Below are 13,062 nucleotides of genomic sequence, written 5' to 3'. Positions count from 1 at the left end.
AAGTGATTTGACATTTGTTTAGTAGTCAGCGATAGGAAGCATATAATAAAGGAGAATGAAAGAATGACAGAGAAAAAAGTATTCCAAATGGATTGGGCAGGACGTCCATTGCAAGTAGAAATAGGCCAAATGGCTAAACAAGCTAATGGTGCTGTTTTAGTTAGATATGGTGACACCGTTGTTCTTAGTGCGGCTGTTGGAAGTAAAGAACCAAAGGATACTAATTTCTTCCCACTAACTATTAATTATGAAGAAAAAATGTATGCAGTAGGGAAAATCCCAGGTGGATTTATTAAAAGAGAAGGTCGCCCAAGTGAACATGCAACATTAACCGCACGTTTAATTGACCGTCCGATTCGCCCAATGTTTGCTGATGGATTTCGTAATGAAGTACAAGTTACAAACGTAGTGATGTCTGTCGATCAAGAATGTACTCCTGAAATGTCAGCAATGCTAGGATCTTCCTTATCTATTTCTGTTTCAGATATCCCATTCGCTGGCCCAATTGCTGGTGTTCATGTAGGACGAGTAGATGGAGAATTCATTTTGAATCCAACTCCTGAACAAAAAGAAAAGTCTGATATTGAATTAACGGTTGCTGGAACAAAAGATGCTATCAATATGGTAGAAAGTAGCGCCCAAGTTGTTGGAGAAGAGGACATGTTAGCAGCATTGATGTTTGGACATGATGCCGTTAAAGAATTATGTGCTTTCCAAGAAAAAATTATTGCTGAAATTGGTAAAGAAAAAATGGAAGTAACTTTACTTTCCAATGATGCAGAATTAGTTTCCATTGCTGAAGAGAATTTTAGTGAAAAAATGAAAACGGCTATTTTAACAAAAGATAAAAAAGAACGAAATGATCATATCGATGCAGTTAAAACAGAAATTTTAGATTTCTTCACTGAAAAATATATGGAATCAGAAGATTTCGTGAAAATTATCAAAGAAGTAAAACAAATTACAGAAGATATTGAGAAAAATCAAGTTCGTCGTTTGATTACAGAAGATAAAATTCGTCCTGATTTCCGTAAAGTAGATGAAATCCGTTCACTAGATTCTCAAGTTGGCTTACTTCCTCGTGTTCATGGATCTGGTTTATTTACAAGAGGACAAACACAAGCTATTTCAGCTTGTACACTAGCTCCTCTAGGGGAACACCAAATCTTAGATGGATTAGGATTAGAAGAAGGAAAACGATTCATCCACCATTATAATTTCCCACAATACTCAGTTGGAAGTACAGGACGTGCAATGTCCCCAGGAAGACGTGAAATTGGTCATGGTGCATTAGGTGAACGTGCATTGAAACAAGTTATTCCAGATGAAGAGACATTCCCATACACCATTCGTCTTGTAGCCGATGTATTGGAGTCTAACGGCTCTTCTTCACAGGCAAGCATATGTGCGGGTAGTTTGGCACTAATGGACGCAGGGGTACCTATTAAGGCTCACGTAGCAGGTATCGCGATGGGGCTTGTAAAAGATGGCGAAGATTATGCAATTCTAACGGATATCCAAGGTATGGAAGATCATTTGGGAGACATGGACTTTAAAGTTGCAGGTACAAGTGAAGGAATTACGGCTTTACAAATGGATATCAAAATCCAGGGAATTACAAAAGAAATTTTGGAAGAAGCCCTTATCCAAGCACGTAAAGCACGTTTAGAAATTTTAGAGCACTTGAATTCTGTTCTTTCAGAACCCAAAACAGAACTTTCTGCATATGCACCTAAGATTGAAATGATTAAAATTAAACCTGAAAAAATTAAAGTAGTCATTGGTAAAGGCGGAGACACCATCAATGGAATCATTGAAGAAACTGGCGTGAAAATCGACATTGATCAAGATGGAAATGTCAGCATTGCTTCCTCTGATAAAACAATGATTGAAAAAGCCAAAAAGATTATTGAAGAGTTGACTCATGATGTAAAAGCTGGTGAAGTTTATGAAGGAACTGTAAAACGTGTTGAAAAATTTGGTGCCTTTGTAGAAATTACTAAAGGAAAAGATGGTTTGGTTCATATATCTGAACTTGCAAATGAGCGCGTACGTGAAGTCGAAGATGTAGTAGCTGTCGGAGATAAAGTTCAAGTGAAAGTTTTAGAGATTGATAAGCAAGGAAGAATTAATCTTTCTCGTAAAGCTTTGTTAAGTAAAGTAGAAAAAACAGAAAATTCAAAATAAATAATAGAAAGATGGTAGATACCAAGTGTATCTGCCATTTTTTTCATATTATGAAAAAATAGCTAGAAAGATTAAATATCCTCTCATTCTATGTTAAAATGAATCTACTCAAATAATATAGATAACTAGAAGTAATGAATAGAACGTGTAGCGAAAGGGATGTTCAGGATGAAAAGATATAAGGTAGCTATTGTGGGAGCATCTGGAGCCGTTGGGCAAAAGATGATTGAATTTTTAGAAGATTCAAAAATCCCTGTAGAAGAATTAAAATTACTAGCATCTGCCCGTTCAGCTGGTAAAGAAATTATTTTTCAAAATCAGAAAATAGTGATTGAAGAAACCACTGAAAATAGTTTTACAGGAATGGACTTCGTTTTTTTTAGTGCAGGAGGGTCTATTACAAAAAAATATGCCTCATTTGCCATAAAAAGTGGGGCAATCGTTATTGATAATACAAGTGCCTATCGAATGGATGAGAAAACGCCATTGGTCGTTCCAGAAGTAAATCCAGGTGCACTAGCCCAAAATGAGGGCCTCATTGCTAACCCGAATTGTTCTACAATCCAGATGGTAGTAGCCTTAGAACCCATTCGTAGACAGTATGGATTATCTCGTATTATCGTTTCAACATATCAAGCTGTTAGTGGAGCAGGTCTGCAAGCATTGGAAAAGCTAGAACAACAACTAAAAAGTTCTGTTCCAGTAGATCCTAAAGAAAAGCACTCCATGATTGCTGGAAATACAATTCCACAAATTGATGTATTTGGTGAAGAAGGATATACATTAGAAGAGTGGAAAATGATCAATGAAACGAAAAAGATTATGCAGATGCCTGAATTAAATATATCAGCAACCTGCGTACGGATTCCCGTTAAGTATGGACATTCGGAATCTATCTATGTAGAAGTAGATCAAGAAGGTGTAAGTGTGGCAGATATGAAAGATGTGTTAAGAAATGCACCAGGAGTGATCCTTCAAGATGATCCAGCTCAACAAGATTATCCAACAGCATTAGAGACAGAAGGGAAAAAAGGTGTCTTTGTAGGTAGGGTTAGAAAAGATCCGGATCATTCTCGTGGGTTCCATATGTGGGTTGTATCGGATAACCTTGTAAAGGGAGCAGCTTGGAACTCTATCCAAATTGCAGAGACAATTTTAGAAAAAAATAGTTGAATAGTTTTTTTAAAACATCTAATTTTTTATGTAGTTAAACATTCTTTTACAGTTATCTTTTCTTTTTTACCCTTTTCGGTACACAATTTTCTACTATACGGTATAATAGGGAAAGAAGAAAATTCGGTTTAGTATTTATAAGAATTCATAGTAGCAATAGAACAGGAGGTTGTTCCCTTCTTTTTGTTGATATATGGGAATTTGAAAGGAAAAATGACTACCAAAAATGCAGATAAATACCTTCATATTTCTATCCGTAGCATGTAAAGGTAATTATTCAGCATGAATGAGTCTTTCCGGTAGATAATAGATTCGATGATGAAATTTTTTCTTTTTATTCAAAAAAAGGAAATTATTTTGTTCTTAAGAAAATTGTGAAGAATAGAAGAGGTGGAAGAATGAGTAATATTAAAATTATTCCCTTAGGGGGAGTAAGGGAAAGCGGCAAAAATATGTATGTCGTGGAAGTAGATGAGTTAATTTTTGTTTTAGATTGTGGATTACAGTATCCAGAAAGTGAAATGCTGGGTATAGATGTTGTGATTCCTGATTTTACTTATTTAGAACAGAATAAGAATCGAATTGCAGGGATTTTTCTAACACATGGTCATGAAGATGCTGTTGGAGCATTGCCATACTTTTTAGAAAATATTGATGCACCTGTTTTTGGTACGGAACTTACGATTGAACTTGCAAAATTATCAGTAGAAAATACTGGATTACATCCAGGATATGATAACTATCATGTTATTAACGAAAAAGCAGAAATTGAATTTGAAAATGTCGTAGTGAAGTTTTTCCGTACGACTCACTCCATCCCGGACTCTGTAGGAATCAGTATTCAAACAACAGATGGGGCAATCATTTACACGGGCGATTTTAAATTTGATCAAAGTGCTACTTCCATGTATCAAACCGATTTTGCTAAAATCGCAGAAATTGGAAGCGGAAATGTTTTGGCATTGTTAAGCGATTCAAGTGATGCGGAATCTGATGTTGAAAATGTAAGTGATTTGAAAGTTGCAGAGGAAATGATTGACACACTTCATAACGCAAATGGGCGAGTAATTATTTCTGCCGTAGCTAGTAATATTATGCGGATTCAACAAGCATTTGATGCAGCTCACCAAACAAAAAGAAAAGTATTTTTAACGGGTCCCAAACTAGTTCAAATTGTAGATACAGCAATCAAATTAGGGAAATTAGTTCTTCCTTCTAAAGACGTGATTGTAACGGAAAAAGAATTAGAGCGTTATCGTGATGATGAACTAGTTATTTTAGAAACAGGACTGAGTGGAGAGCCGATCGAATCCTTACAGCGTATGTCTACTCAAAAACATCGTCAAGTAAATATTAAGGAAGGTGACTTGGTATATATTACGACTACACCTTCTACAATGATGGAAACGACCGTAGCAAAAACTAAAAATATGCTATACCGCGCAGGCGCAACAGTAAAAGAAATATCAGATACATTCCAATCGTCGGGACATGCTACTCCGAATGATTTAAAGTTAATGATTAATCTTTTAAAACCAAAATACTTTATTCCTGTTCAAGGAGAATATCGTCTACTAGCGGCTCATGCTGATTTAGCTAATCAAGTAGGGATTCCTTACAAAAATATATTCATTCCTGGTAAAGGAGATGTAATTGAATATAGCAAAGATCGCATGCGTGTATCGGGTCAGGTACCTGCTGGGAATGTGTTGATTGATGGAATTGGTGTCGGTGATATTGGTAGTATTGTGTTACGAGATCGGAAACTTCTTTCAGAAGACGGTATATTTATAGCTGTCGTAACAATATCTAGACGTCAAAGTAAAATCTTGTCCGGTCCAGAAATCATTTCACGTGGTTTTGTGTATATGAAAGCAAGTGAGGATTTGATTGAGGAAAGTCAAAAATTAGTAACGAAAGTAGTCCAAGATAATTTAGAAGATAAAGATTTTGAATGGTCTAAATTAAAACAAGAAATAAGAGAAACGTTAAGCCGATATCTCTTTGAAAAAACGAAACGTAGACCAGTTATTCTTCCAATCATTATGGAAGCATCTAGTTACGGAAAAAAATAATAAATAGATTTAAAACCTGATTAAGGGAGCGATTTTGTAAATGGGTTCAAATAGTTTAAGAGGCTGGATGGAAGTAGTTGTTTTTGCAGTAGTAGCAACAGTAATTTCTTTTTTTCCAGTAACAATTGGAGAATACAGTCTCGTTTTAGCAGGACTACCTTTAATTTTTATCAGTTTACGCAGAGGACTTTTGCAAGGCTTAATTGCTGGAGGTTTAGCAGGGATTTTATTTCTTTTATTCAAAGAAGGAAGTCCAGATTTGTCAGAGAATATTGTGACTCAGTTCGGCCCATTAGCTTTTATTGGGATTACAGGATTGTTTGCAAAGTATACCCAAAGAACATTGAACAACAAACGATATTCTAATGCAGCGTTAAACATTGTAACTGCTTCTTTTATTGGTATGCTTTTGTATTTCGTATGGGTAATTGTAGGATCACTATTTTTCACAACGGAAGTGTCATCAAGTGAAAGTAATCTTTTTAGCATGTATGGACTATCATTTTTATTGTCCGTTGTAGGTACAGCAGTTGTGCTACTTCTTTTGGCTAAATTCGCTCCTAAACTCTTTATTCCAAGAGATACATCATTTCTTAGTAGAAAAGAAAAGTCACGTTTGTTAAACGACTAAAATGTACGTAGTTGATTGAAAAAACAAGAAGGGGTGTGACTTTTGTCTCACCCCTTCTTCTTATAAAAAATATACTAAAACTCAATCGGAGAGTGTCTCATGAATATATGGCAATTTCTTATCTTGCTCTTCTTTATTATTAATACTGTTGGTGCAATATACACAGTTTTTCATGATAATCGAGACGTAGGGGTCACCTGGGCGTGGTTACTTACATTGATTCTGTTACCGGGATTTGGATTTATTATTTATTTGTTTATAGGTAAGAAGATGAACGAAAATCAAATATATGATTTAAAAACTCAAAAAAGTTTAGGGATGTCTCAGTTAGCGGAAGTTCAAATCGAGTTACTAGAAGAAAATGAAGCTACAGGAAACGAATCAGAGGATGAGTATTCTATTAACACCGTGCTATTATTTTTAGAAAGTAATGAATCCATTTTAACGCGTGGTAATAAAGTGGAAGTTATTTCTGATGGAAAGACAAAATTCAATCGATTCATTGAAGATATTAGTAAAGCTAAAAAGCATGTTCATCTCTTGTATTATACGTTTCGATCTGATTCTTTAGGAAAAAGAGTATTAGCAGCATTAGAAGAACGAGCAGCAGCTGGAGTAGAAGTTTTAGTTGTGTTTGATGCATTGGGATGTCGAGGTATTGAACGAAACTTTTTTAAGAATCTAGAAAAACTAGGTGGGAAAACACTAGTATTCTTTGGTTCTCGAATTCCATTTGTAAATCTACGAATGAACTATCGGAATCACAGAAAAATATTAGTGGTAGATGGTAAAGTAGGGTATTTAGGTGGATTTAATATCGGAAATGAGTACTTAGGAAAAGGTCCGTTAGGATATTGGAGAGATACACATATTCGTATTGAAGGAAATGCTGTCTTAACTCTACAAAGTAGATTCTTAATGGACTGGAATGCGGTTTCTGATGAGAAACACAAAAAAGAATATGAAGATATTTATTTTCCAATTTCTCCACAAGTAGGAAATACCGCTATGCAAATTGTAGCTAGTGGACCTGATAATGATATTCAAGCCATTAAAATGGGCTTTATCAAAATGATTAGTCAGGCGAAAAAATCTATTTATATTCAAACTCCTTACTTTATTCCAGATGAAAGTGTGCATGAATCATTGAAGATAGCAGCGCTATCAGGTATAGAAGTAAATATTATGATTCCTTCTAAGCCAGATCACCCGTTTGTTTATCGAGCGACTGAATTCTTTGCGAATGATATCATGAAGTATGGAGCGAATGTCTTTATTTATCAGAATGGTTTTCTTCACTCAAAAGTTTTGGTGGTTGATGAGGAAGTAACTTCTGTTGGAACAGCCAATATGGACGTTCGCAGCTTTAAATTAAATTTTGAAATGAATGCTTTTATCTATGACCCAATCATTGCTCAAGAATTGATTAGTAATTTTCAAAAAGATCAAGAGAGATGTAAAGAAGTTACGCTAGAATATTTTGAAAAACAATCTAATTGGAAAAAATTCAAACAATACTTTTCTAGAATGCTCTCACCAATTTTATAGGATTTTTGAAAATAGAGACTCCACTTAGAAAGTTAAAAAACTTTTAATGGAGTCTCTATTTATAATGAATTCATATTATTTCAGAATGCATTTCTATTAAAAAGTAGTATAAAAGGTCATATAGTTTTTTATTTTAGTAATTAGATTCGTATCATGCTATTATGAAGAGGTAAGTTGAATGGAGAGAATGCATTCAATTGGAAGAAGATGTAGTGTTTTTTTGTCACTAGACTCAAAAATAATTTGTCTGTTTTGGTTGACACTTTTTCGAAAAACACCTTCCATGTTGAAACGTACGAACCTTCGTTTACTCACTTCTTTCTCTATCTGGATGCAAACGATTTCTTTTCTGATTGCTGCTTGATTAGCAAAGAGAATAACTTGGTGTAAAGGCATCGTTCTATCAAAGAGTTCTTTTTTTGAGTGATCACTATTATTTTTAGAGGCTCTTGAATCAACTTTAGCAGGGAACAAGGAATAAGAGGTATCATAGGTTTCCATTAGTTTTCCTCCGAACGTTTGTTTGTGTATCCTTATTATAGAACATCTGTTCTAAAAAGCAAGTGGAAAATATTTTTAACATATTTTTGTAATGTTTCTTCCTATTATAAGTACTTATAAATTATTTATAATTAATATCCAAAGGGTTTGAAGCCAACTCAATTTGAGGTTATAATGAATTCATTGGAAAAATTTACTATCTTATTTTTTTTTGGAGGTGATGAATATGAATACAATCGATGAGGTCAGAAATATAGAAAAACGAGCTGAGGAATTGGAAATTTCCTTCAAACAAAAAATTTCCGAAATGGAAAAAAATGCTGATTCTAAAGTTCGGGAAATGAAACAAGACATTGATAAAGATATAAATGATTACCATGAAGAACAACTTGAGAGTAACCGTAAAAAGTTAATCGGTATAAAAGAAAAATTAGACCAAGAAACAACACAAGAAATTGACTCAATAAAAAAACAATACAAAAGCAGTAAGGATAAGCTTGTCAATATTGTGATTGAAGAGGTGATGAAACAGTATGGCAATAGCTAAAATGAAAAAGATAAAACTCATCTCGTTACAGGATCAAAAAGATTCTATCATGCAAGCGATCCAAGGAATGCAGAGTGTAGAATTAATTGATATGACTGAAGAGTATGAGCAATCGGCGCCAGCGGATTCCCCTAAGAGAGATGTTCTCAATAATAGTATTAAAGTGTTAGAAGGAAAACAGGAAGATTACAAAGATGCACTAATTTTTTTGAAATCATACCTTCCTCAACCAACGATGCTAGAAAAAATGCGAGAACCTCGAAAGAAAATGACTATTCAGTCAATAGAGGGAGAAGCTAGTCAACTAAATCAAGAAAAAATTCTTCAAGAAGTAGATGTATTGAGAAAAAGAATAAAAAAGATAGAAGAAACTATTAAGAAACATAATGAGGATGAAACATTTCTTTTGAAATGGAAGAAATTATCTTTTAATCCTGAAACTTTGTCGGACAATAAATTTGTTTTGTCTTTAACAGGAACGATTCCTCAAACAAAGTCGGATGACTACATAAGAGCTCTAAATGAAAATCCTCTTATCTTTGTGGAAGAAGTTTATCAAGCAAGAGAAGAATATGGAGTTTCCATATATTTTGATCGTCAAGTAGAAGAAGAAGTAAAAGACTTCCTTGAAGAAAATTATTTCTTTAAACTCAGCTATTTATTTGATTCTCCACCAGAAGAAGAATTGGTGAGGATTAGAAAAGATAGAGACGTCATGAAGCAAGAACTTAGTGAAATCAAAACGAAGTTAGCTGATATGAAAAAAACAGAATGGGAACTCATGCTAATCAATGAGACCATTTATGCAAAGCTACAGCGATTATATGGTCAACTACTTTTGTTAGATGAAAGACATCTATTTATTTTGGAAGGTTGGATGGAAGATTCTAAACTCCAATATTTCCAAGAAGAAATGGCAGAACATTTATCGCAAGAAGATTATGCGATTTTAACTGAAGATGTGAAAGAAGAGGAAATAGACAAGGTACCTATTGTTTTAAAAAACAATCGTTTTGTTTCTCCTTTTGAAAATATTACGGCGATGTATAGTTTGCCTAAATACAATGAGATTGATCCTACACCATTTTTAACACCTTTTTACCTCATCTTCTTTGGAATGATGCTGGCTGATTTAGGGTATGGATTATTGATGTGGGCAGCAACGATGGTTGCATTGAAGTTCTTCCATTTAGATAAAGGTATGAAAAAGAATATGCGTTTCTTTAATCTTCTTTCTTATGCAACAATGGGTTGGGGATTAATATATGGATCGTTCTTTGGTGCTGCTTTGCCAATTGTTCTTTTATCTACTACGGAGGATGTAAATACGATTCTCTTGATGTCGGTAATCTTTGGTGTCATTCAAATGTTGGTTGGTCTTAGCGTCAAAACCTACCTTCAATTAAGGGTTAAAGATATATATGGAGCTATTTCAGATGGTATTGGTTGGATTGCCATTTTTGTGGGTATCATTCTAATCGTACTAGGGAATTTAGTTATACCAAGCCCTGTCTTAAATACAGCTGGAGCAGTTGTTGCTATATTGGGAGCTGTCTCAATTATTGTCGCTTCTTCATTAGGATCTGATAATAAAGCATTAGGAGCTGGAGCTGGTTTATACAACCTCTACGGAATTACTGGTTATATTGGTGATGTAGTGAGTTACACTCGTTTAATGGCGCTAGGTGTGTCAGGTGGGAGTATCGCTTTGGCTTTTAATATGATCGTAGGATTTTTACCAACAGGTGCAAGATTTACAGTAGGAATCGTACTGTTTTTAATCCTTCATGCAGTTAACTTTGGACTTTCTGCTTTAAGTGCCTATGTACACGGAGCTCGACTAATCTTTGTAGAGTTCTTTGGTAAGTTTTATGATGGTGGCGGAAAAGCACTCAACCCACTAAAAACATCAGAAGAATATATTGATTTAAAAAATAATTTAGAAACAGAATAATGGAGGAATTTACTTATGGAAAAACTTACTTGGTTACAATTTTTAATGGAAAATGACGGTGGATTTATTTTTGCGGCACTTGGAATTGGTTTGGCAGTTATCTTTTCAGGTATGGGGTCTGCAAAAGGTGTAGGTATGACCGGTGAAGCGGCAGCTGCTCTAATTAAAGAACAACCAGAAAAATTTGGTAAATCTTTAATTCTAGAATTGCTACCAGGTACACAAGGTTTATACGGATTTGTTATTGGTTTCTTGATTTACTTAAATATGACTCCAGATATGCCTTTGCAAGAGGGAATCTACATGTTGATGGCTGGATTACCAATTGCTTTCACTGGTTTAACTTCCGGTATTGCACAAGGACGCGTTTCAACAGCGGCAATACAAATTTTGGCTAAAAGAGAGGAACACAATACAAAAGGGATCATTTATTCTGCGATGGTAGAAACGTACGCTATCCTTGGCTTTGTTATTTCCTTCTTATTAGTTCTAAATAGCTAATCACGTACGAGGAGGATGAAGTGTAGATGAAAGAATTAGAAGTATTGTCGAATCAAATAATGGAACGAACAAAAGAGCAAGGTCAGAAAAACGTTGTTGAAAAAGAACGTGAATTGGCTAAAAAATGGAAGATGACCTTCAACGATTAGTAGAAAGTCAAAAAACTCGTAAGTCATCCATTCAAACAAAAGTTAAAAATGAGCTTGATCGTAAAGAACAATCGCTCATTAATGATAAAAGAAATCGTATTTTAGCTGAAAAGCAAATTATATTAAATGAAATTTATGCAGAAGCAGCTAAAAAGATGACTGTTTGGGACACGGAAACATTCCGGAAATTTGTTGAAAATGTACTAAATCAATTCGATTCCAACACTCTTCAATTAGTTCCTGGTGAAAAAACACGTGGACAATTTACTGAGGAATTTGTAGAACAACTGAAGAAAGACTATCCAGGTTTGAAAATATCTTCTTCAGCTATCCCAAATAGAGCAGGCTTTATTGTAGAAAAAGGTGGAATAGACTACAACTTTTTCTTTGATCAAATGATAGCGGAAATTAAAAAAGATTTTTCGCCGAAATTAGCCTCCTTGGCATTTCAAAAAAAATGAAGAAGGGGTGAAGCATGAATGAAAGATACTGATTATAAAGGTATCAATACATTAATCCGGACCTATGAGCTCCGATTACTGAAAACAGATGAGATCGAAAGAATGTTAAAAGCTAGCGACTTGAAAACAGCGCTTGATGTGTTGAAGGGAACGGACTACGACTTTGATGAAGAAGAAATCCTTCAGACAAAAAACTTCAACGACATTCTTATGCGACATCTTGGGGATGTTTACCAAGAACTGTTTTCCATTGCCCCTGATCCAGAGTTGATTGAATTGTTTACGTTACAATACTCTTACCATAATTTAAAAGTATTTTTAAAACAGTACTTTTTGGAACAAGATTTAGAAGAACTTTTAATTCCAATCGGCAAGTTATCTTTAGATTCTCTAAAAAACTTGGTTGATACCGGTGAAAGTGATGAAGCTAATCCAATTATGGTTGAAGCAGTTCAACAAGCGAAAAATGATTATTCTGAGTCAGGTCTGATAGAAACAGTAACTGTATTTATGGATACTTATTATTTCCGTCATTTACGTGCCATTGCAAGTAAAGAAAATTTTGAAGCAATTACAAATATTGTGGATACAAAAATTGATTTATATAACCTTTCTTCTCTTGTAAGAAGTTTAAATCAGAAAAAACCAAGAAGCCACTTGCATACGATGTTATCCTCGTCAGGAACTATTCCAAAACAGGAAATCATTGATGAGTCGGTAAATGGACCTGTAACGGTCTTGAAAAAATTATATGCGGAAAAATCCTATGGTGATTTGCTTGAGACAGTCATTGAAGAGGATAATACGATTAATACGTTAAAACTAGATATGTTGGTAGATACCATTACTCATAATATTGTTTCTGAAGGGATCTATCAGCCTTTTGGACCACTAGCTTTGCTAGGGTATATTTATGCGAAGGAAATAGAAGTAACTAATTTACGTCTGTTATTAGTAGGAAAAGATAATGGTATTGCAGAAGAAGAATTAAGAAAGAGGGTGCGACACGTTTATGGCTCATAATATAGCAGTTGTCGGCGATAAAGATTCCATCCTCCCATTTAAAATTTTAGGTTTTTCAGTTTTTGCTAGTAGTAGTGCAGCACAAGCTAGAGAAACCATTGACCGTTTGGCCGTACAAAATTACGGGATTATTTATCTGACAGAAGCACTGGCAGAAAAAATTCCAGATACCATTAAAAGGTATGATGCAATCTTGACTCCAGCGATTATTCTCATTCCCAATTACAGTGGTTCATTAGGGATAGGAAAACAACGGATTCAGGATAATGTTGAAAAAGCGGTTGGGCAAAATATTTTATAATTAGGAGGGAA

Annotated in this window: 13 protein-coding genes; 12 read left to right on the top strand and 1 reads right to left on the bottom strand. The window is 34.6% G+C overall.

What is annotated here, in order from left to right; genetic code table 11:
- Positions 1 to 63: 63 nt before the first annotated feature.
- From pnp to cls, 5 genes are all read left to right on the top strand, one after another.
- Positions 64 to 2,187 carry a polyribonucleotide nucleotidyltransferase gene (gene pnp / locus LZ578_RS08055; protein ID WP_235144668.1) on the top strand — a complete coding sequence of 708 codons (2,124 nt, stop codon included), beginning with the start codon at positions 64 to 66 and terminating at the stop codon, positions 2,185 to 2,187.
- Positions 2,188 to 2,355: 168 nt separating this feature from the next.
- A complete protein-coding gene (locus LZ578_RS08050; protein ID WP_235144667.1) occupies positions 2,356 to 3,360 on the top strand; it encodes an aspartate-semialdehyde dehydrogenase in 1,005 nt (334 codons plus the stop codon).
- 398 nt (positions 3,361 to 3,758) lie between these two features.
- Positions 3,759 to 5,435 carry a ribonuclease J gene (locus LZ578_RS08045; protein WP_235144666.1) on the top strand — a complete coding sequence of 559 codons (1,677 nt, stop codon included), beginning with the start codon at positions 3,759 to 3,761 and terminating at the stop codon, positions 5,433 to 5,435.
- Between the two features lie 40 nt (positions 5,436 to 5,475).
- Positions 5,476 to 6,066, top strand: a complete 591-nt coding sequence (locus tag LZ578_RS08040; protein ID WP_235144665.1) for an energy-coupled thiamine transporter ThiT — start codon at positions 5,476 to 5,478, stop codon at positions 6,064 to 6,066.
- A 99-nt stretch (positions 6,067 to 6,165) separates the two neighbouring features.
- Positions 6,166 to 7,614, top strand: a complete 1,449-nt coding sequence (cls, locus tag LZ578_RS08035; RefSeq protein ID WP_235144664.1) for a cardiolipin synthase — start codon at positions 6,166 to 6,168, stop codon at positions 7,612 to 7,614.
- Between the two features lie 159 nt (positions 7,615 to 7,773).
- Here cls and LZ578_RS08030 read toward each other — a convergent pair whose 3' ends face one another.
- Positions 7,774 to 8,115 carry a hypothetical protein gene (locus LZ578_RS08030; RefSeq protein WP_235144663.1) on the bottom strand — a complete coding sequence of 114 codons (342 nt, stop codon included), beginning with the start codon at positions 8,113 to 8,115 and terminating at the stop codon, positions 7,774 to 7,776.
- 226 nt (positions 8,116 to 8,341) lie between these two features.
- Here LZ578_RS08030 and LZ578_RS08025 point away from each other — a divergent pair, with 226 nt between their 5' ends.
- Genes LZ578_RS08025 through LZ578_RS08000 form a run of 7 tightly spaced genes read left to right on the top strand, consistent with a single transcriptional unit; the run spans position 8,342 to position 13,051 of the window.
- Complete coding sequence (locus tag LZ578_RS08025; RefSeq protein ID WP_235144662.1) at positions 8,342 to 8,662, top strand: hypothetical protein; 321 nt, start codon at positions 8,342 to 8,344, stop codon at positions 8,660 to 8,662.
- A complete protein-coding gene (locus tag LZ578_RS08020; protein ID WP_235144661.1) occupies positions 8,649 to 10,616 on the top strand; it encodes a V-type ATP synthase subunit I in 1,968 nt (655 codons plus the stop codon). Before LZ578_RS08025 ends, LZ578_RS08020 begins: the two co-directional genes overlap by 14 nt.
- 15 nt (positions 10,617 to 10,631) lie before the next feature.
- Positions 10,632 to 11,117: a V-type ATP synthase subunit K gene (locus LZ578_RS08015; protein WP_235144660.1), complete on the top strand. Its 486-nt coding sequence runs from the start codon at positions 10,632 to 10,634 to the stop codon at positions 11,115 to 11,117.
- Positions 11,118 to 11,143: 26 nt separating this feature from the next.
- Positions 11,144 to 11,266: a hypothetical protein gene (locus tag LZ578_RS12500; RefSeq protein ID WP_255763836.1), complete on the top strand. Its 123-nt coding sequence runs from the start codon at positions 11,144 to 11,146 to the stop codon at positions 11,264 to 11,266.
- Complete coding sequence (locus LZ578_RS08010; protein ID WP_235144659.1) at positions 11,242 to 11,727, top strand: hypothetical protein; 486 nt, start codon at positions 11,242 to 11,244, stop codon at positions 11,725 to 11,727. The genes LZ578_RS12500 and LZ578_RS08010 overlap by 25 nt, the downstream gene beginning before the upstream one ends.
- Before the next feature lie 18 nt (positions 11,728 to 11,745).
- On the top strand, positions 11,746 to 12,750 hold the full coding sequence (locus LZ578_RS08005) for a V-type ATPase subunit (RefSeq protein WP_235144658.1): 1,005 nt from the start codon (positions 11,746 to 11,748) through the stop codon (positions 12,748 to 12,750).
- Positions 12,740 to 13,051, top strand: coding sequence for a V-type ATP synthase subunit F (locus tag LZ578_RS08000; protein WP_235144657.1), 312 nt, complete (start codon positions 12,740 to 12,742; stop codon positions 13,049 to 13,051). Before LZ578_RS08005 ends, LZ578_RS08000 begins: the two co-directional genes overlap by 11 nt.
- Positions 13,052 to 13,062 lie beyond the last annotated feature (11 nt).

Origin of the sequence: Jeotgalibaca sp. MA1X17-3, assembly GCF_021513155.1 — a bacterium.
In the GTDB taxonomy this organism is placed as follows: domain Bacteria; phylum Bacillota; class Bacilli; order Lactobacillales; family Aerococcaceae; genus Jeotgalibaca.
Note: the sequence above shows the minus strand (reverse complement) of the source record. Positions and strands in the feature narration are given on the sequence as shown.